Annotated in this window: 15 protein-coding genes; 7 read left to right on the top strand and 8 right to left on the bottom strand. The window is 36.0% G+C overall.

The features are described from left to right. The first annotated feature begins 298 nt into the window (after nucleotides 1–298). The 3 genes from ALGA_RS15080 (at nucleotide 299) to uvrB (ending at nucleotide 4,091) form a co-directional block, all read left to right on the top strand. Complete coding sequence (locus ALGA_RS15080; protein ID WP_096430452.1) at nucleotides 299–883, top strand: HAD family hydrolase; 585 nt, start codon at nucleotides 299–301, stop codon at nucleotides 881–883. Between the two features lie 19 nt (nucleotides 884–902). Then, nucleotides 903–1,919 (top strand): endonuclease/exonuclease/phosphatase family protein, encoded by a 1,017-nt coding sequence (locus ALGA_RS15075; protein WP_096430449.1) that lies wholly within the window; start codon nucleotides 903–905, stop codon nucleotides 1,917–1,919. 162 nt (nucleotides 1,920–2,081) lie between these two features. Next, on the top strand, nucleotides 2,082–4,091 hold the full coding sequence (gene uvrB, locus ALGA_RS15070) for an excinuclease ABC subunit UvrB (RefSeq protein WP_096430447.1): 2,010 nt from the start codon (nucleotides 2,082–2,084) through the stop codon (nucleotides 4,089–4,091). Between the two features lie 51 nt (nucleotides 4,092–4,142). Here the strand turns inward: uvrB and ALGA_RS15065 are convergent, their stop codons facing one another. Both ALGA_RS15065 and ALGA_RS15060 read right to left on the bottom strand, forming a co-directional pair. Continuing rightward, nucleotides 4,143–5,003, bottom strand: coding sequence for a sigma-70 family RNA polymerase sigma factor (locus ALGA_RS15065; protein WP_096430445.1), 861 nt, complete (start codon nucleotides 5,001–5,003; stop codon nucleotides 4,143–4,145). A 105-nt stretch (nucleotides 5,004–5,108) separates the two neighbouring features. After that, nucleotides 5,109–6,557 carry a Do family serine endopeptidase gene (locus ALGA_RS15060; protein ID WP_096430442.1) on the bottom strand — a complete coding sequence of 483 codons (1,449 nt, stop codon included), beginning with the start codon at nucleotides 6,555–6,557 and terminating at the stop codon, nucleotides 5,109–5,111. A 275-nt stretch (nucleotides 6,558–6,832) separates the two neighbouring features. Between ALGA_RS15060 and dapF the strand changes: the two genes are divergently transcribed. Together dapF and ALGA_RS15050 are read left to right on the top strand one after the other, a co-directional pair. Further along, nucleotides 6,833–7,618, top strand: coding sequence for a diaminopimelate epimerase (gene dapF, locus ALGA_RS15055; protein WP_096430439.1), 786 nt, complete (start codon nucleotides 6,833–6,835; stop codon nucleotides 7,616–7,618). 26 nt (nucleotides 7,619–7,644) lie between these two features. Continuing rightward, complete coding sequence (locus ALGA_RS15050) at nucleotides 7,645–10,449, top strand: cache domain-containing protein (protein WP_096430436.1); 2,805 nt, start codon at nucleotides 7,645–7,647, stop codon at nucleotides 10,447–10,449. Here ALGA_RS15050 and ALGA_RS15045 read toward each other — a convergent pair. The 5 genes from ALGA_RS15045 to ALGA_RS15025 form a co-directional block, all read right to left on the bottom strand. Further along, nucleotides 10,446–11,012, bottom strand: coding sequence for an LOG family protein (locus ALGA_RS15045; RefSeq protein WP_096430433.1), 567 nt, complete (start codon nucleotides 11,010–11,012; stop codon nucleotides 10,446–10,448). The two genes, ALGA_RS15050 and ALGA_RS15045, sit on opposite strands and share 4 nt — an antisense overlap. A 142-nt stretch (nucleotides 11,013–11,154) precedes the next feature. Next, the gene (gyrB, locus tag ALGA_RS15040) at nucleotides 11,155–13,116 is read right to left on the bottom strand and encodes a DNA topoisomerase (ATP-hydrolyzing) subunit B (protein ID WP_096430431.1); all 1,962 of its coding nucleotides are present in this window, start codon (nucleotides 13,114–13,116) and stop codon (nucleotides 11,155–11,157) included. A gap of 346 nt (nucleotides 13,117–13,462) precedes the next feature. Continuing rightward, nucleotides 13,463–13,903, bottom strand: a complete 441-nt coding sequence (locus tag ALGA_RS15035; protein WP_096430429.1) for a hypothetical protein — start codon at nucleotides 13,901–13,903, stop codon at nucleotides 13,463–13,465. Between the two features lie 193 nt (nucleotides 13,904–14,096). Then, the gene (locus ALGA_RS15030) at nucleotides 14,097–15,803 is read right to left on the bottom strand and encodes a TonB-dependent receptor (protein WP_096430426.1); all 1,707 of its coding nucleotides are present in this window, start codon (nucleotides 15,801–15,803) and stop codon (nucleotides 14,097–14,099) included. Nucleotides 15,804–15,824: 21 nt separating this feature from the next. Next, complete coding sequence (locus ALGA_RS15025) at nucleotides 15,825–19,010, bottom strand: tetratricopeptide repeat protein (RefSeq protein ID WP_096430423.1); 3,186 nt, start codon at nucleotides 19,008–19,010, stop codon at nucleotides 15,825–15,827. 265 nt (nucleotides 19,011–19,275) lie between these two features. Between ALGA_RS15025 and ALGA_RS15020 the strand changes: the two genes are divergently transcribed. Both ALGA_RS15020 and ALGA_RS15015 read left to right on the top strand, forming a co-directional pair. Further along, entirely contained in the window at nucleotides 19,276–19,989 is a 714-nt protein-coding gene (locus tag ALGA_RS15020; protein WP_096433675.1) for a cell division ATP-binding protein FtsE, read from the top strand. A gap of 59 nt (nucleotides 19,990–20,048) precedes the next feature. Beyond that, nucleotides 20,049–20,729, top strand: a complete 681-nt coding sequence (locus tag ALGA_RS15015; protein WP_231705977.1) for a rhomboid family intramembrane serine protease — start codon at nucleotides 20,049–20,051, stop codon at nucleotides 20,727–20,729. Nucleotides 20,730–21,002: 273 nt separating this feature from the next. Here ALGA_RS15015 and ALGA_RS15010 read toward each other — a convergent pair whose 3' ends face one another. Further along, complete coding sequence (locus tag ALGA_RS15010; RefSeq protein ID WP_096430420.1) at nucleotides 21,003–21,518, bottom strand: hypothetical protein; 516 nt, start codon at nucleotides 21,516–21,518, stop codon at nucleotides 21,003–21,005. Nucleotides 21,519–21,592: the final 74 nt, after the last annotated feature.

Below are 21,592 nucleotides of genomic sequence, written 5' to 3'. Positions count from 1 at the left end.
TTTTAATTTTCACATCAATCAAACAGTTGTAATAACGACTAATTAAATAAAAAGTTGTTAAAACAATGGAAATTTAAATAAATTTAACGGAACATCCAAACGAAACGCAATTTAACAGGCTGTTATTCAGACCATATAGCATATCTTCCCGAATCTATAATTAATAAAAACGCAATGCAATTAATTAAAATTAATTTAATACTTTAGGCATCCCTTTCTAAGTAATCTAAGGTAAATTTGCACAATCACGAACATCAGAAAATAATATACTTAAAAATAGGTAATTAAAACAAAAACCATGAAGACCATAGATATATTTCCAACCACTAAAGCATTTATTTTTGATTTAGATGGAACATTAGCTGACACCATGCCTTTGCACTATGACGCTTGGGCAAAAACAGCCGAAATCATGAACTTAGAATTTAGTCTCGATTTTTTAAAGAGCTGTGCAGGAATGCCATCATCTAAAATTATCGATTTACTAAACGAGAAAAACAACCGTACTATTGATCCACAAAAATTCTCTGATATAAAAGAAGAATTTTTTGCGAAGGAAATGCACAAAATCAAAGAGATTACTGCCGTTACCGACTTGGTATACAAATACCATGGTAAAATACCAATGGCAGTAGGAACCGGCGGAAAACGCAACATTGCAGCTGAAACATTACAAATTTTAGGTTTAGACAAGTACATTCCCATTCTGGTGAGTGCCGATGATGTGGTAAATCACAAACCAGAACCAGAAACATTTTTAAAATGTGCTGAATTAATGGGGATTTCACCTGAAAATTGTCAAGTGTTCGAAGATGCAACATTGGGATTTCAAGCGGCAAAAGCTGCTGGCATGAAGGTAACTGATGTGACTCCTTTTTATTAGAATCAATTAAAATTATTACATGTTGAAAAAATTACTATTCTTTCTTATGGTGGCTCTCATTGCCTTTTCTTGTTCACAGGAAAAAAAAGAGTACACAATTGCTTTTTACAATGTTGAAAATTTATTTGACACCATTAATGATCCAGATACCAGGGATGACGATTTTACCCCTGAAGGAAAATTAGAATACACAGCGGAACGCTATCAAAAAAAGTTGACAAACCTTTCTTCTGTATTGTCTTCTATCAACAAAAATAGTTTCCCTGCAATTATTGGTCTGTGCGAAATTGAAAATCGCTCCGTATTGGATGCTCTAATCGGTCAAGACAAATTGAAAGATGCTGAGTATGGCATTGCACATACGGACAGTCCGGATGCAAGAGGAATCGATTGTGCCTTATTGTATAAGAAAAACGAATTCAAATACTTAAATCACAATACCATAGGAATTCACTTTCCAAATGAACCAAACTTTAAAACACGTGACATCTTATACGTTCAAGGAATTTTGGGGGCTGCGGATACCTTGAATATATTTGTTAACCATTGGCCTTCGAGAATTGGCGGAATGGAGAAATCGGAAAAGAACCGTGTGTTTGTTGCGGAACAATTAAAATTGGCTGTAAATAAATTACAAGAAAAGAATCCAAAAGCTAAAATCATCATCATGGGTGATTTTAACGATGAACCTAACAATAAATCTGCTGAAGAAGCTTTAGCTGCAACAAATAATACCAACACCTCAAATCCAAAAGCTCTTTACAATCTAATGTATGATTTAAAGCTGGAAGGCAAAGGTACTTATAACTACAAAGGGAATTGGAACATGCTCGACAATCTAATTGTTTCCAACAGCCTTATTAGCAATACAGATGGCATTCACACAAACCACAAATCTGGAAGAATATTCACTGAAGAATGGATTTGTTACAAAAACCCGGATGGATTATCTCTTCCTAGTCGCTCTTATGCCGGACCAAGATACTTTGGTGGTTATAGCGATCATTTCCCAGTCTACTTTCAGTTAAGCCGTTAAGAAAATTAAACCCCTAAAAAAACAGCTGGTCACCAATACGGTAATCAGCTGTTTTTCTATCAATAAACTCGAAAAACAATAGATTTTTACGATAAAACTACCTTGCTTTGTATAGTTTCTATACTTTTGCAAATTAGACTAAGAACCATTCAAAAGTGTTGCATGAAATTTAAAATTGAATCGAAATTTAAACCAACAGGAGATCAGCCAAACGCGATTAAAGAATTGTGTAATGGCTTAAATGATGGAGCTCCTTTTCAAACTCTGCTTGGAGTTACCGGTTCTGGTAAAACATTTACCATTGCCAATGTAATTGAGCAGGTACAACGTCCTACCCTAGTTTTAAGTCACAATAAAACTCTTGCAGCACAATTATATGGCGAATTCAAAACATTTTTCCCAAATAATGCAGTCGAATATTTCGTTTCCTACTACGATTACTACCAACCAGAAGCCTATTTGCCGGCAACTGGTACTTATATCGAAAAAGATTTATCTATTAATGATGAAATTGAAAAACTCCGACTAAGTGCTTCCTCGGCTCTTTTATCAGGAAGAAAAGATGTAATTGTAGTTTCATCCGTTTCCTGCATTTACGGCATTGGAAACCCCGAAGATTTTCATGCTAATGTTACCGAAATTAAAAAAGGGCAATTAATTTCACGCAACAAACTTCTTCTCTCCTTTGTTGATGCCTTGTATTCAAGAAATGAAATAGAGTTTCAGCGTGGAAATTTTAGAGTAAAAGGAGATACGATTGATATCTATCCTGCTTACGCTGATTTTGCCTACCGGATGATCTTTTGGGACGATGAGATTGAAGAAATTTACTCATTCGATCCTCTTAATGGATCAAAACTGGATTCCTACGACAGAATCACCATCTATCCTGCAAACATATTTGTTACCAGCAAAGACCGCGTGCAGCAAGCCATTCACCAAATTCAGGATGACATGGTAGCACAAGTTGCTTTTTTAAAAGATATTGGAAAGCATTTAGAAGCAAAAAGAATAGAAGAAAAAGTAAATTTCGATTTAGAAATGATCCGAGAATTAGGACATTGTTCGGGAATCGAAAATTACTCGCGATACTTTGATGGAAGAGTTGCGGGAACTCGCCCCTTCTGCCTAATGGATTATTTTCCTGATGATTTTCTTGTTGTAGTTGATGAGAGTCACGTTACCCTTTCGCAGGTTAAAGCCATGTATGGTGGTGATCACTCCAGAAAAATCAACTTGGTTGAATACGGATTTAGATTGCCTTCGGCACTGGATAATCGCCCCTTAAAATTTGAAGAATTTGAACAGATCGCAAAACAAACAATCTACGTAAGTGCAACACCGGCCGATTACGAATTGGAAAAATGCGAAGGCGTTGTGGTCGAGCAAGTAATTAGACCAACAGGTCTGCTTGATCCTCAGATCAGTATTCGTCCTAGCCTGAATCAAATAGATGATTTAATTGCTGAAATTCATCAACGAACTGTAATTAACGAAAGAGTATTGGTAACCACGCTGACCAAAAGAATGGCGGAAGAATTATCAGAGTATTTCACCAACTTAAATATTCGTTGTCGATACATCCATTCCGATGTTACGACTTTGGATCGTGTGAAGATCATGGAAGATTTAAGAAATGGTGTTTTCGATGTTCTTGTCGGTGTTAACCTTTTGCGTGAAGGATTGGATCTTCCGGAAGTGTCACTCGTTGCAATTTTAGATGCCGATAAGGAAGGATTTTTACGATCTACAAGATCGCTAACTCAAACTTCAGGAAGAGCCGCCCGTAATATTAACGGAAAAGTGATCATGTATGCAGATAAAATTACCCGATCGATGCAGGAAACAATGGATGCCACCGATCATAGAAGAGAAAAACAATTGGCCTACAATATTAAAAACAACATTACTCCAACCCAAATTACCCGATCGAAAGCAAGCATGATGAATCATGGAAAAGACAAAGAAAGCGTGGCTTATTCCGGACCTGATTCAATTGAAATTGCTGCAGACCCTGTTGTTCAGTACATGAGCAAAAGCAGCTTAGAAAAAACAATCGAGCAAACAAAGAAAGCCATGCAAAAAGCTGCAAAGGAAATGGACTTCTTGCAAGCAGCGCAATATCGCGATGAAATGTACAAACTCCAGAAACAGCTGGAAGAAAAAAAATAAAAAAAAGCAGTTTCTTTCGAAACTGCTTTTTAATTATCGTAATGAGATTTACTATCCCAAATAAGTTTTCAATAATTTACTTCTGGATGTGTGACGTAAACGACGAATCGCTTTTTCTTTAATCTGGCGAACACGCTCACGTGTTAACCCAAATTTCTCGCCAATTTCTTCCAAAGTCATTTCCTGAATACCGATACCAAAGAAAAGTTTGATAATGTCACTCTCTCTTTCAGTAAGAGTAGCTAGTGCACGATCAATTTCTTTTGTAAGAGATTCATTCAAAAGATTTCTGTCTGCAATTGGAGAATCATCATTCACCAATACATCCAATAAACTGTTATCCTCACCATCAACAAATGGAGCATCAACAGAAATGTGACGACCAGAAACACGAAGCGTATCTGCTACTTTATCAGCAGGTAACTCTAAAGATTCAGCTAACTCCTCAGGAGAAGGCTTTCTTTCGTGCTCTTGTTCGAATTTAGAAAAAGCTTTGTTAATTTTATTCAAAGAACCAACTTGATTCAATGGCAAACGAACAATTCTTGATTGTTCTGCTAAAGCTTGTAGAATAGATTGACGGATCCACCAAACGGCATACGAGATGAATTTGAATCCTCGTGTCTCATCAAACTTTTCAGCTGCTTTAATCAGACCTAAATTACCCTCATTAATAAGATCAGGTAGACTTAAACCTTGATTTTGATACTGTTTTGCAACAGAAACAACAAAGCGTAAGTTGGCTCGGGTTAATTTTTCCAAAGCTTTTTGGTCGCCTTTTTTTATTCGCTGCGCCAATTCAACTTCTTCCTCTACCGTAATAAGATCTTCTTTACCAATTTCCTGTAAATACTTGTCTAAAGAAGCACTTTCACGATTGGTAATTGATTTGGTTATCTTTAATTGTCTCATAGTCCCTTTTCATCGAAATATTTTGCAAAATTAGCCTTTTTAATACTTAAAGTCAAAATTAATTGCTCTTTTATTCGGATTATTATTAATTTCCCACTTATTTTCCTAATCTTTATTAATTAAAGAAAAGGCATAGTACTTTACGCTTCCATCAGGATAAATTCCTGAAATAAAAACTCCTCCATCTTTCACACTCTGAAGCGCATCTTTAATATCATCTACATTGGAAATTGGGGTCTCATTAATTTTATAAATAATAAAACCCTCTTTAATGTCCTCGTCTTTAAACTTTCCACTGCGCAAACTCTTTATCCTAACCCCTCTGTTTATTTGGAGACGATACTTCTCCTTCGTTGATATAGGCTCAAATTCTGCTCCAAGAAAAGCTAGATCTTTTGACTTTATAACATTGGTATTTCCTAGTTTATTACGTAAGATTACATCAATTTGTTTCCTTTCCTTGTCTCTTTTTATTAAAACACTAATTTTGTCGCCTGGATGAAACTTACTTACCTGTTCTTGAAGTTCAGAACTAGAATTTACAACTTGCCCATCAATATTCAATATTATATCTCCTTTTTTTATTCCTGATTCTTCTGCGGCACCATTTTCATTTAGATCGGCAACATACACTCCCTCAATTTTATCAATTTTATATTCATCCGCTAAATTAGCATCTACAGTTCGAATAGAAACTCCAATAAATGCTCTTTGAACTTCACCGTATTTTTTCAAATCCCCGATTACTTTTTCAACTATAGTTACAGGAATTGCAAAAGAGTAACCCGAATAGGAGCCCGTTCTTGATTCAATGGCAGTGTTAATTCCAATTAACTGACCTTTCGCATCAACCAGAGCACCTCCACTATTTCCAGGATTAACGGCAGCATCCGTTTGCAAGAAAGACTCAATGCTCATTCTGTTGCCAGTTAAACCCAAGGTTCTTGCTTTTGCACTTATAATACCCGCCGTAACGGTCGAAGTGAGATTAAAGGGATTACCAACGGCCAATACCCATTCACCAAGCTTTATAGCATCCGAATTTCCAAAATCCATTTTCGGAAGATCCTTTTCATCAATTTTAATTAAGGCCAAATCGGTATACGGATCATGCCCTACCAATTTACCTTCGTATTCTCTTTTATCATAGAGTACAACATTTATGAGATTAGAGCCTTGAACAACATGATTATTAGTTACAATGTATCCATCTTCCGAAATGATCACTCCTGAACCAGATCCCAAAATGGCCTTTGGCTGTTGTTGTCTCCCATTTTCGCCAAACAAAAAATCGTAAAAAGGATTGGATTGATACTCCTCATTTGAATAAAGTGTTTTCACATGAACCACTGACTTCACCGACCTTTCAGCCGCATAAGTTAAATCCACCTGAGCAACACTTGCAAAAGAATGATTCGCAAGCTGTGTCGTTCGAGCTTCCGGAACCGAAATAATCCGCTCTTTTTTATCAACAAATAACACAAATAATAAAATGGCAATTGTACCGCCTAAGACAGCAATTGCTAATTTTCCCAAAAACAATTTCACTTTCATCTGAAAAAACTTTATTAATTAATACCCCTAATATGCCTGCTTAAAATTGAAACAGGATTGTTTTCTTATTATACAACAAAAATAAATATCGAATGTTGCCTTTACGATCAAAATAAAAATCAATTTATTTTATTGATCGAATTATTTTGAGTTTCTTGAGTGGCGAAAGAGCCGCTACCGATACGATTCTTACATTTATACGACAATTTTAACGATATTACTTAACAAGTGTTCATAAATTATTGGTATTTAACACTTCTTAACAAGATTTAAAAATGAAAGTTGAATTTTCAAAATATCAGGGAACTGGGAACGATTTTGTTTTAATAGATAATCGTAATAACATAATTGATGCTAATAACTTTACATTAATCAAAAAACTTTGCGACAGAAGATTTGGTGTTGGTGGAGATGGACTAATGTTACTGGATAATGCCTCAGGATTCGACTTTCGGATGAGATACTACAATTCAGATGGAAAAGAAGGAAGTATGTGCGGAAATGGAGGACGATGCATTGTTGCTTTTGCCTATCACCTAGGACTTATTTCGGAAACTGCCAAATTCATTGCTGTTGACGGCGAACATGAAGCAAAAATCATTAAGACTGAGAATGGAGTTCAGGTTAGTCTTAAAATGATTGATGTTTTAGATGTTGAATTGGGTGACGATTTTTATTTTTTAAATACAGGCTCACCTCATTTTGTTCGATTCATATCCAAACATGATAATTTCGACACATTTACCGAAGGGAAAAAGATTCGATACAATAATAGATTTGCGGAGGAAGGAACAAATGTAAACTTTGTCTCATTTCAGGATCAAGACATTACAGTAAGCACCTACGAACGAGGTGTTGAAGATGAAACATATTCTTGCGGAACAGGAGTTGTTGCATCGGCCATAAGTGCCAGTTTTAAAACTGGCAGAAACCAATTTAAGATTAAAACTAAAGGCGGCCATCTGGAAGTACATTTCAGAAAAACAAACGACACACAAATCGAAAACATTTGGTTGGTAGGGCCTGCAACACATGTTTTCACAGGAACTATCACAACCTAACAATCAAACTCCCTTTTCAGCTCAATATGAAATTCATTCTTGCTAAAATTTTTGAAGACAAGAGTATTTCCAAAGTCTTTTTGGTTTCACTTCTCTCTACTTCTCTGCTCTTGATATCAATTCTTGGAATTTTTTGGGTGCAGCAAGAAAGGCAAAAATTCAATAAAGAGTCTCAACAAATTAAGTCCGACTTTTTCAGGATGCAAGAAAAAACCCTGCAACACGAAACGCAAACTCTTATTAATTATATTGAAAACGAAAGAGAGCAAACAAGAAATGCACTAAAGAAAGACATAAACAGCCGAGTTCATGAAGCACACTCAATTGCAACAAACATATACAACAGTTGTAAAAACGACCTATCGGAAAGCCGAATAAAAGAACTAATCATTAACGCTTTACGCTCCGTTCGTTTTAATGATGGAAGTGGCTTTTTCTATATAAACAGCTTGACTGGAGTTGTGCAAATGGATCCTGAAAATCTAAACTGGGAAGGACAAAACAAACTAATTTTAAAAGATGTTTTTGGAATTCCGATTATTAAAAATGAAATCAAAATTGCGAAGACTCAAGGGGAAGGCTACTCAAACTACTCTTGGCAAGAAGATAAAGGACAAAAAATCCATCCCAAAATATCTTTTGTAAAGATATTCAAACCCTACAATTGGTATATCGGTTGCACACAATATGTCGAAAATTATCGTCTGGGAATTCAAGAGAAGATCCTCAATAAAATTACAGACATGAGATTTGATGAAAGCTTCTCAATTGCAGTATTTAGTTTTGATGGAACTTGCTTAGCTCATACACGAAAGGAGCTTGTTGGACAGAATCTCTGGAATGAAGAAGACAAAGAGGGTGTAAAAGTTGTGCAGGAGATAATTACCCGAGGAACAGACAAAAATGGAGGCTTCGTCAGATATCTTGATCCTTTTAATCATGATTCAACAAAGCTAATGTTTGCAAAATCGTATAAGGACTGGCAATGGGTTATCGGCAGTGGTGTTCATATTGACAAACTTACAGAATCAATTAAAAATAAAAGGAATGAGTTAAAAGCAAATCTGATTGAGTATTTTATCAAGGCAGGCTTGGTATTTTTATTGACACTCTTCATCATTATTATTTTCACCCGATTTGTTGTTGAAATCAGTAAATCAGGGCTAGAGATTCTAACCCAATTTTACAGGAATGCCGCGACCGATTCACACTTAATTGATGTATCTAAACTTCATTTCAAAGAGTTTAAAATTCTAGGTGAGCACGCTAACGCAATGGTTATAAGACGAAAACGGATCGAACACCAACTCAGTATTGAGACTGCCTATTTTGAACAACTTTTCGAAAATTCGCCGGAAGCAATCGCAATAACAGATAATGAGAGTAAGGGAATAAAAATTAACAAACAATTCACCTCTCTTTTTGGCTACACAAAAGAAGATCTTAAAGGAGTTGTTATAGATAGCTTACTTGCTGATGAAACAAAACAAGGAGAGGCTAATAGTCTGAATTACCTTACAGCTAAAGGGCAGCTTGTAGAAATTGAGACGATGCGAAAATGCAAAGATGGTAGATTAATTGATGTTTCTATTATGGGGAACCCAATTGAAGTTGGAGGCAAGCAAATTGCAATATTTGGAATATACAGAAACATTACAGAAAGAAAAGTATATGAAAAGCACCTAACCGAAGCGAAAAACAAAGCCGAAGAATCTGATAAATTAAAATCAGCCTTCCTGACAAATATGTCACATGAAATTAGAACTCCAATGAATCATATTCTTGGATTTACTGAAATTATGACATCTCAGCAAATAGACGAAAACGAAAGACGAGAATACGGAGCACTAATAAAACAAAGCGGGGATAGTTTACTGCAACTCATTAACGACATAATTGATCTATCAAAAATAGAATGCAAACAAATCAATCTTGCACTTTGTCACACCCCTGTTAATATTTTACTATCCGAATTATATGAAAAATTTTACGCTCTTAAAAACAAAAATAACAAGGCTCACTTAATCTTGAGAATACAAAAGGCTTTAAGCGACGAAGACTCAATAATTTATACTGATCCTCGAAGATTAGAACAATTATTATCCAACATAATTGACAACGCCATCAAATTTACCAATGAAGGTTTTATCGAACTAGGCTACCATCTTATTGATCAAAACAAAATTGAATTCTTTGTAAAAGACACAGGAATTGGAATCTCCAATCAATCCATAGATCATATTTTTAAAAGCTTTAGACAAATGGATGGTTCGGATACAAGGCAGTACAGCGGTACTGGTTTAGGCTTAACAATATCGAACCGATTAGCCGAAATACTTGGCGGAAATATTAGAGTTGAATCGGAGGAGAATGTAGGAACTTGTTTTTTCATAACTCTCCCATACAATACGGACAAATCTAAAATTGAAAAAATAGAAGTTGTTGAAAAACAAGACCACAACTGGACAGGAAAAAGTATTCTTGTTGTAGATGATGAGAAAAACAATTTCACCTTCTTTAAAGCAAGCCTTGCAAAAACCCAGGCTGATATTCTATGGGCCAAAAATGGACGCGAAGCAATAACAATGTGTCAATCAAATACAATCGATCTTATTCTAATGGACATACAAATGCCGGTTATGAATGGCTATGATGCAATGAAAGAAATCAAATCTCTCTACTCGAGAATTCCGATTATTGGGCAAACAGCTTTCTTTCAAAAAGAATACAAACAAAAAGTAATGGCAGCTGGTTGCGACGACTATTTAATAAAACCAATTAAAACTTGTAAACTACTGGATTCTATTGAAAAATTGATTTCAAAAAACTAATCCCACTTCGTTTTTAATTGTACTTTTTTATAGTTAAGAACATAAGCCATAACGTCATCATAATTATTTACAAACTCATAATAATTCCGATAATCTTCTTTGGCAAAATTCTCCTGATAAGAAAGTTCGAATTGGTCTTTTAAAAAATCATAAAACCCATCCGTATTAACAAACACGATTGGTAAATTATGATATCCCAACTGCTTTAAAGTTATCACTTCTAAAATCTCCTCAAGAGTACCAAAACCACCAGGCAAAGCCACAAATGCATCCGACTTTTCACGCAAAACTTTTTTTCGTTCCGCCATATCAGGAGTTATAACTAATTCATCCAAAAAATCAGCCGATACACCAAAGTCATCAATCAACTTTGGCACCACACCAATCACCTTGCCCCCAGCCTCTTTCACCGAAACGGCAACCTGATTCATAAGCCCTATATTGGTTCCTCCATACACCAAATTATGTCCAGCAGTACCGATTGCCAAACCTAAATTTCTAGCTTCCTGGAAATACTTTTCAGCTACAGAATTACTCGAAGAACAAAATACACAAACATTCATCTTTTTACGATTAAAATTTACGACTAGTAAAGTATTCAATTTCCCTTACATGACAAAAATAAGAGTCAAAACATCTCTTGTGAAATCATAAAAAAAAGCCCTTGAGGTATTCTCAAGGGCTTCACATTATGTATCTTACTACTTAGGCATCAATATTTGCATAAGTTGCATTCTTTTCAATAAAGGCACGTCTTGGTGGAACATCGTCTCCCATCAACATTGAGAATGTATGATCTGCCTCAGCAGCATTCTCAATGGTTACCTGACGTAAAGTTCTAGCCTCTGGATTCATTGTTGTTGACCACAATTGCTCAGCACTCATCTCTCCAAGACCTTTGTAACGCTGAATGTGCATACCAGATTCTTTTCCACCACCCCATTGTTCAATTAGGCGTAGGCGTTGACCTTCACTCCAACAATATTCTTCATTCTTTCCTTTTTTAACCAAAAACAAAGGAGGTGTAGCAATATACAAGTAACCACTTTCGATTAATGATTTCATGTAACGGAAAAAGAAGGTCATGATAAGAGTTGCAATATGACTACCATCAACATCCGCATCACACATGATAACAATCTTGTGGTAACGAATTTTTTCAACATTAGCAGCTTTACTATCGTCTTCGGTTCCTATTGTAACACCTAAGGCTGTAAATATATTCTTGATTTCTTCGCTTTCGAAAACCTTGTGTTGCATGGCTTTCTCAACATTCAAAATCTTTCCTTTTAGTGGAAGAATCGCTTGAAATTTACGATCACGACCTTGTTTGGCAGTACCACCCGCCGAATCACCCTCGACAAGGAATACTTCACAGTTAACAGGATCTTTATCGGAACAATCAGATAATTTACCTGGCAAGCCAGACCCGCCCAAAACAGTTTTCCGCTGAACTAATTCACGAGCCTTTCTAGCTGCATGACGAGCCGTAGCAGCCATTATAACCTTCTGTACAATAGTTCTGGCATCTTTTGGATGTTCTTCCAGATAATTAGCCAGCATTGTGCTTACGGCCTGATCAACAGCAAGACTTACTTCTGAGTTTCCTAATTTTGTTTTGGTTTGACCTTCGAACTGAGGTTCTGCAACTTTCACAGAAACAACTGCAGTTAATCCCTCACGAAAATCATCGCCACTAATATCAAACTTCAATTTTGACAACATTCCTGATTTATCAGCAAATGTTTTTAAAGTTCGGGTCAATCCACGACGGAAACCTGTAAGGTGAGTTCCCCCTTCGATTGTATTAATATTATTCACGTAAGAGTGAATATTTTCAGAATAAGAAGAATTGTATTGAAGAGCTATTTCAACAGGAACTTCATTCTTATCGTATGAACAATGAATCGTTTCCTCTATTAATCGTTCCCTTGTGCTATCAAGGAATTCAACAAACTCTTTTAACCCTTCTTCTGAATAAAATGATTCGAAACGGCATTCGCCATTCTCATTCAAATCCCGTTTATCTGTAAGATTCAATCGAATCTCTTTATTTAAAAAAGCAAGTTCTCTTAAACGTGCCGCTAAAATATCGTATTTATACTCTAAAACTAGAAAAATTGAATCATCTGGCTTAAAAGTAATATAAGTTCCTGTCAAATCAGATTCTCCTATTGTTTCGACAGGAGCCAAAGGTTTCCCTTTAGAATATTCCTGACGATAAACTTTCCCATCACGATGGATTTCAGCAGTTAAAAGTATTGACAATGCATTAACACAAGACACACCAACACCGTGCAAACCACCAGATACCTTGTATGAACCCTTATCGAATTTACCACCAGCATGCAGAACAGTCATTACTACCTCAAGAGCCGATCTATTTTCTTTCACGTGCAATTCAGTAGGAATACCACGACCATCATCCTTAACGGTAATGGAATTGTCCTCATTGATAAATACATCGATATTTTTACAATATCCAACCAAGGCCTCATCAATTGAGTTATCTACCACCTCATATACCAAATGGTGCAAACCTTTAACGTTTACATCACCAATATACATGGAAGGGCGTTTCCGAACCGCTTCCAATCCTTCCAGTACCTGAATACTATCCGCTGAATATTCATTCTTCACTCTTGGCTTATTTTCTGAATCACTCATTTATCCGATCTTTAGTTGTCAATCAAATAATAAGACCAATAATCAAATAATTATTGATCAAATCATGATCTTATATTCTAATATTTTTTTTGTACAAAAATTAATTTATTCTCAGGGAAGCTTTCCTCTAAAAAAAGAGATAAAAAACAGCAACGGAAGAAAAGACAAAACACATTAACAATCAACACATTACACTCCTTCCAGAACCTGCAAACAAAAGTAAAACAAAGATAGTAAAAATGATGAGTTTTCAGGCTGTTTCATTTAGAAAAATCGTGCTTTTTCATTGTTTTTGACGAAGTATTTTTAAAAGGCTTAATCACCAAAGAAATGGATTCCTTTATGTTTAAAACTGTATAGAATTACTTCGGCGGGGTCTTTTCATCTTAAACCGGATGATAAAACTACTGACCTCAGGACCCGAATCCGTAACTCCATATTCTTTAAGCTCAAATAAAGTAGTTACGTTCTTAAATCTTTTCGGCATTGCTTCCCACATCTTGTGAAAAACAACCTGAACGTTTTCCAAGTCAATATCATCCAACTTTATTTTAAGCACTTCTTTATTCTTAGGCATCGCACAAACACTAATCCCATGCGTATTCCAGTCAACAGATTCTTCCGCAACAAAAGCCAGGTTAAGTGTATCTCTGGTGATATCAAACAAATAGATTACTCCCTTAGCATCCGCACCAAGATCCATTACTATTTCAAGTGCTTTACGGTCCTTATTAACTGAAAGCTTCCAACGTTCTTCTTTTTGAGCACTAAGCTTACTTACATGCATAAAAAGTATGAACGTAAATAGAAGTATATATTTAAATTTATTGATCAATTTCAAGAGCCTAAATTTGATTACTAATTAATAATAGTATTAAAATTAGCAAAAAGCGTGCTAAAAACAATTTACAAACATAAGCAAAATAAAAAAAGGATGCTCTATGAACAGAACATCCTTATATAAATACTTTTAACCTGATCTAAAATACAACTTTCACACCTAATAAAAAATTTAGTCCCTGAGAAGGATATCCATCCCACTGGTAATATTTATCTGCAAATAGGTTATTGATTTTACCAAAAGCCGTAAAATGCTTATTTAAACTATAATTAGCACCAATATTCAGATCATATACGGCATCTATAGTTTGAGTCTGAGAACCTACCAAAATTGATCTCTCGCCTAATAAGTTTACTCCTGCCTGAAACTCCAATTCTGAAGTAAAAGCATAAGTAGCATTTACATTCATTTCAAATTCCGGTTTATGCCAAGCTTCATCCTGTTTATCGAGAGTATACTTGTTAAACCAAACCGATGAATTCAATTGCATTTTATCGGTCCAACCAATGGTTACTTCTGCTCCTAAACGAAACAAACTGATGTCATCGTAAACCACATCGAATTTATTTGAATAAGTTGGGCCAGAGTAAGCCGTATTTGCAGCACCAGCACTTCTTTGCACAAAGAAATACTGATCATCAACAGAACTATATTCTGCAGATAATTTAAATGATGAATTAGAAGACAGACTCCCTTTAAAGCCACCAAACAATCTGTATTTCTGATTGGAAGACATTACATCCAAACCTGAATAAACGAATGGATTCTCTGCAATAATATTGTTGTAATTATTCATATTTAAATTCCCATCGATACCAGCAAACAGGGTCATAATGCCATCAATCGCTTCAAAATCGATAGCGATATCAGGATATATTTTTGCTTCTGAGTCATCACCGATTGCAATTACGGTATTCACGCCCAATTTAAGATTCAACTGACCGGTTTGAAGCGAATATTGAGGATTCAAATTCCAAAGCATGGTTTTTCTTTCAGATAAACCAAGCTGATCAAGATTATACAATCCATCGGTTGCAAAATAATCAAAAGCAGAACGCAAACTCCAAAAGCCATCACCACGACGAATTTTAGCCTCTGCGCTAATCAAAACATCATTCTCGGTAACAAATATATCATCCGAGAAATGCTCGTATTGCAAGCCAATGCCAAAATTCAATTTTTCCTCATCTTTAAAGGTGGTTTTAAAGTCAGTAGCAAAACCAAAACGATTTTGAACCTGTTCAGAATATGGAAATAAATCAATATAATTTGCAGGAAGATCATCGCTTAATTGAGAACCAAAAAAGTTATATCCTTTGTGTTTGTAATAAACCCTTCCTGCAACTTTAGCCTCATCTAAATAGGTACTGCCATATGCTTCAACCAATTGTTCTGTCCAATCAGGTTTTACCTTTCGGTCATTTTTCAATTCCAATTTCCCATTGGTTGAATAGTGGCGAATATGAATTCCAAAATCAGTAGTCTTAGAACGCTGGTTATTGAATCGATAATCCCCTAAAAGGGTAGAATAATTACCGCCGGCAAGAGTTAACACGTGACTATTTATTGATTTTAAAGGCTCACCAACAATTCGAGCTGCTGGAATTAAAGCCGGCGAAAATCCAACTGTAAGAGGCTTCGTTTGTATAAAATAAGAAAAGGAAGGAGTAAAAGTTGCCGTATCCTGAACGACAGGCAATTCACCAATTCGTTTTGATTTATTGATTTTTGGCTGGTAAGCTGTTTTTACCTTAACCTCTTTATTTAAATCTCTTTGTTCCTGAGCGTTTGACACAGAACATGCCAAACCAGCTATAGCAACAGTAAATATGATCTTTCTAAACATTGATTCTTTATTATTGATTTTTTATTTTATTTCTAATCTATTCAACATCTTCTCCAACATGATTCTCTCCTCATCCAAGCCAAGAGAATCTGATTTTACTGATGCATTTTTAAATAACTTATTACTTTCGGTACTATCGGCTCCTTCGAACTGAATTTTTACTTCTTTATTGGTTATTTTCTCTTCTTCCTTTTTATCTGCAGCAAGCAGAATATCTAATTTAGCCTGCGCTCTCTCCACAATTCCATCGTCCTTTACGTCATAATTATCGACAATACTTTGCAGCGTATATCTAGCCTGAAAGGCATCATCCTTTTTTAGGAATACATCGGAAAGTAAAAGAAAACTTTCTGCCAGCCAATAATGATGCGGAGAATTCATTTCGATAAACGAATTGATTTCTTTTTCGGCCAAATCGTATTCGGTTTTTTCCGAATGTATTTTTGCCAATAGATATTTTGATTCAGCTCCTTCGACACTCTGAGTCTCCTTCGACAATACTTTAAAGTCACTCATTGCCGATGCAGTATTTCCCAAGGCCAAATAAGATTTTCCTCGTTTGTATCTTGCTTCTCGAATTAACTCCTCCTTCGATTTGGCTACCTCCAACACATCGCTTACTGCCTGAATTGTATTTTCATACTCTTTAAGACTATAAACGGATCTCATGTAACCCACTTTAGCCAATTTTACATTCTCCGGAATCTCAGCCATCCCTTTTAATCTTGAAAACTGGCCTTTCGCCTGCAAATAATTCTTATTCCGATAGTTTAGTTGAGATGAAGCCAACAATGCTTTTTCAGTAAACAAATTGTTGGGCTGATTCAAAACCTGTTCGAATCCGACCAGCGCTTCATCGTATTTTTCCAGATCCAGAGCTGCATTTGCTTTGTAAAACTGGGCATTCAATCGGAACATTCCATTTGGAAAATTAGATAAATACTCACCCAATGCATTCGTTCCTCTTTCTGTTTCGCCCGACATGTATAATCGTTCAGCAGAAATGTAGGAAAGAGAATCTTTCTCGGAACTCCTAATAACTCCACCACCTTGGAAGGACTCTGCAAAAGCAAAATAATCATTCACCTTATTCATGTCCACGTACACATTTTTTAATCCGATAAAGGCACTTTTCTTTTCTTCGCTTTGCGGATATTTTAGAACCACTTCTTTGTAATAACTAATGGCTTTTTGATATTCTTTGGCATTGTAATTCAGCTGTCCTAACTGCAATAATGATTTTGGCGCATAACTACTTGTTGGAAATTTGGAGACCAACTCTTTATAAATAGATACGGCTGTTGCCTGATCGTCTAATTTCACTTTTGCTTTGGCTAGTTCAAACAAGGCATCATCCAAATACTCTGAATCGGTGTAAGAGCTACGTATCTGTTCCAGCAAACGCGATTCCTCTGCAGAGTCACCCAGCAATCCTACCGAAAGGGCTTGCTGATACAAAGCATAATCAGGATCCCACTTGCCGGCATTAACCGATTTATTGTAGTATTCTGAAGCATTTCGATAATCTCTCTTCAAAAAGAAACAGTCGCCAATTCGGTTACAAGCATCCGAAACAAAATTGCTTTTTTCATCTGATTGATTGACAAACTTTCGAAACCAGTCAGATGCGTCATCGTATTTATCCTGTTCGAAATACGCATAAGCAATATTGTAGTAAGCACGCTTATAGTAATCCGAAGATCCTGATCCCGGTGATACGATGAACTCATTATAAAGTGCTGTAGCCTCGCTAAATTCACCCATTCGGTAATTAGCTTCAGCTTTCCAGTAAATACACTCGGCAGCTATTTGCGAGTTATATATTGGGTACTGCAATGAAGCAGTAAAAGACTCAATTGCCTCCGAATAATTAAGCTGTTTCATCAATTCTAAACCACGAAGCCAGGAAACTCTTTGATATGCCTTTTTAATCTCAGGCGTTTTGCTTACAATTTTATTCATCGACAATAATGCATCGCCATAGTTCTTGCTGGTCATGTACACTTTCACCAAATAATCGTAGGCCTCATCATTTCGATCAGAATTTGGATACTTCTGCAAATATTCATCGAAGGCTTTTATGGTTTCGTTAAAAGGAGAATAAGAAAGCTCGTAGGTTAATTTGGCAAAATTGAACAAGGCATCCTGTTGCATATCCTTGTCAAAATCCATTCCTGCAGTTGCTGCAAAAGCAACTTTTGCTCCGTTTTTATCTCCCGACTGCAAATAACAATCTGCCAAGCAGTAATTGGCCACCATTAACAGTTCATCATTTTCGCCACCAACGTTCTCGAATTGCTCAATTGCTTCATCAAACTGCTTTTGTTTGTAGAGGCAATACCCATAAGCAAACTTATCCTCACGTGTCAAACTAGTCTTTCCTTTATCCAGAAATGGAATTGCCTTTTGATATTCTTTTAACTGATAATGCGAAAGACCAATCATTTTTGCGATTTCCTCACTACGCTTTACGGTAGCATCATCTAAAAATTGTGGCGCATACTCAATTACCTTCGCATACTTTTCCTGCAGGTAATAAATTTGTGTGATGTAGTAAGGAACAATTGGTTTAAAGGTTTTATTCTTAATTAGCTTTTCGAATCCGATTAATGCCGTTTGATAATTCTCATTCAGATACGCAATGTGTGAATAGTAATAGTTTGCAGGAGCATTATACTCTCCCGCCACCTCTGTAATATCAAAAAAGTACTTTCTGGCCTCATCATATTCCTTTTCACTGAAATAAGAGTATCCCATTTTAAACTGATATTCTGTTAGCTGATCACGATCCAAAGCATAGGTATCAACCTGATTGAACCAAACCAAAGCATCCTTGTATTTTTTGCTTCGATACTGCTGTCTTCCCAATTGAAAATAAGCCGATTGCTTTAAATTACTCTCGGGGTGTTTTCGAATAAAGGATTTCATTTCCTTTTCTGCTTCAGGACGAAAAAGTTCAATGGAGCACCATGCCATATAAAAATCGGCTTTTGTTGCTCTATCGGAATAACGATCCTGCTCCATATTCACAAAATCGGCAAATTCGTGCCTTGCTCCTCCATAATTTTTATTTTGGAACATTTCCATGGCCGATTGCCAAACTTGATTACTGCTTTTATGAGTTAATGATTTTTGGGCTTGAACGGTAAATCCCAAACATAAAAAAAACAGGGAAGTTAAAATCCACAAACTAAATTTGTTTCTCATACTGCTTTGCGTGTGTAGGTTCTATAAGTAAAAAAAGCTGATTACGTGTGCCTTGTTGCGGCTGATTCATAACTCAAAACTCCGTTTACAAAATCAGCTTTAAAGGTATAAATAATCTGTAAGCTTACCGTATCTGAAACGGAGGAATAAAAGAAAAATTGCATGCTTTTTGGATAAAGAAAAAGCGCAATTAAAAAGCTTCTGCCGAAATATTTTTTAGATTTGTATGTCAGCACAAAATTTGAATTCTAAAAAATCGAAATACATGATCGAATCTCCTATCATTGAACTTAAAAATGCCATTATCCGTCAGGCGGATAACATTATTCTTACAGATGTTAGCCTTGAAATTGAAAAAGGAGAATTTGTTTATATCATTGGCAAAGTAGGTAGCGGCAAAACGAGTTTAATGAAAACATTGTATGCCGAATTACCAATTAAAGAAGGTGGTGGATCTGTTGCTGGTTTTTATCTTCCTATCATCAAAACAAAACAGGTTCCTTTTCTAAGAAGAAAAATTGGGATTGTATTTCAGGATTTTCAGTTGCTTACCGATCGTAATGTTCATGACAACCTGGAATTTGTTTTAAAGGCTACCGGCTGGAAAAGCAAAAAGGAAATTGACAACAGAATTGAAGAGGTGTTGGAAAAAGTGAAAATGGGCAAAAAAGGATACAAAATGCCTCATGAGCTTTCGGGAGGAGAACAGCAAAGAATAGTGATCGCCCGCGCTTTACTAAATTCTCCGGATATTATTTTGGCTGATGAGCCAACCGGAAATCTTGACCCTGAAACCTCTGATGAATTGGCCGAATTGCTAATGGATATCAGTAAAAATGGAAGAACAATTGTAATGGCCACTCATCAGCACGATTTGTTAAAGAAATTCCCTGCTCGTACTCTTGAGTGCAAAGATGGAAAAGTGATTGAGATATCGAATCCTAAAACCGATGAAGAAATAGAGATTGAATTGGATTAAAACATCCGAAAACACCACAAACCCGAAAGGGACTTCACATACCTAATAAGGCCTGAATTTTGAGAGAAACGAGACCATATGACAAGGATTTTGAAAAATTGAAGCTGAAACACAGTTTGATTTTTCCTTTGACCTTCATCTTCGTAATGTGGGCAGTTAAACTATTCGAATGGGGACTTGGTTTGAATCTGTATTATTTAGGAATTTTCCCTTTGCACACAAAAGGATTGATTGGAATTCTCACCAGCCCGTTCATTCATAAAGATTTTAGTCATCTAATGGCTAATACGATGCCTTTTCTGGTATTAAGCTGGGGAATCTTCTATTTCTATCGTCCGCTCGCCTACAAAATATTCATTTTGTGCTACTTAACTGCAAACATCTTAGTTTGGTTTGGTGCTCGAGAAGCTTACCACATTGGTGCCAGTGGATTGGTTTATGCGTTTGCCTCATTCCTTTTTTTCAGTGGAATCATCCGAAATTATTATCGTTTAATTGCAATCTCATTTATTGTCGTTTTCCTTTATGGCGGGCTGTTCTGGGGCGTGTTTCCGATCCTGAAAGATGTTTCGTGGGAAGGTCATTTGTTTGGTGGATTCTCTGGAATGATTTACGCATTGGCTTATCGCAACCAAGGGCCTAAAAAACCTAAAATTACTATTCCCGAAGATGATGATTCAATACCCGAGGAAATATGGAATTCGGAGGATTTTGAAGATAAGGAAGTGTTGAGAAAGTGAAAGCAGTTAGTAGTTAGTAGTTAGTAGTTAGTAGTTAGCGAAAAATAAATTATTGTAGGGAAAGCGTACCGAAACATTTACCTCTTTTATAATTAAAACCTCACCCTTTCCGATAGATAGCTAGGCCTTTCCTAGAGAAGAGTATATGGCTTCAAAATAAACATACGAAGTCTTCGACGCTGTTTGGTTTTAAAAAAGCCTCACTGTAAAGTGAAGCTCTAATATTTTTATAATACTACTGCCAGAGATAAGGACCACTGATAGCGGTATGGATTAAAAACCGTAACCGATATGAATACCTATGCTAAAATGATGATCTTCCGCATCGTAAGCAAAGCCGACAGCCGGGCCAATGTGAAAATCATGTAATTCAAATTCGTAAGAGGTTTCGATGTGAGCGGCAAATTTGGCTTCAGGATGTTCATCTTCCAGTGTTACTCCCGGTGAAAAGCTTACGCTTAATTTTTCGATTGGTCGGTACACCAATTCAGGACCAAATGTATTGTGACCGTGCTCATCGAATATTCTTTCGTAACCAAATCCGATTCCCAATTTTGAATTTGGAATGCTTTTTACGTAATGAATGTGAAATCCGTACGCAAATTCTTTTTCCTTGGCAAAATAAATGATAGAATTTCCTACTCCAATCTCAGAACCAGGATGCTCGTGATGGTGTACTTCAGCTTCTTCATCATGTTCATGATCGTGTGTATGTTCCTCCGATTGGGCAAAAATGCTTGATGTAATTACTATAGTGAATAGTAAAAGCAAGAAGAGTTTTATTCTCATTGTATTGTACTAATTTCTTAATTTAATGATATGGCATCCTCATCTATAATGAGAACGCCACATTTTATATTCTA

Origin of the sequence: Labilibaculum antarcticum, assembly GCF_002356295.1 — a bacterium.
Classification (GTDB): domain Bacteria; phylum Bacteroidota; class Bacteroidia; order Bacteroidales; family Marinifilaceae; genus Labilibaculum; species Labilibaculum antarcticum.
Note: the sequence above shows the minus strand (reverse complement) of the source record. Positions and strands in the feature narration are given on the sequence as shown.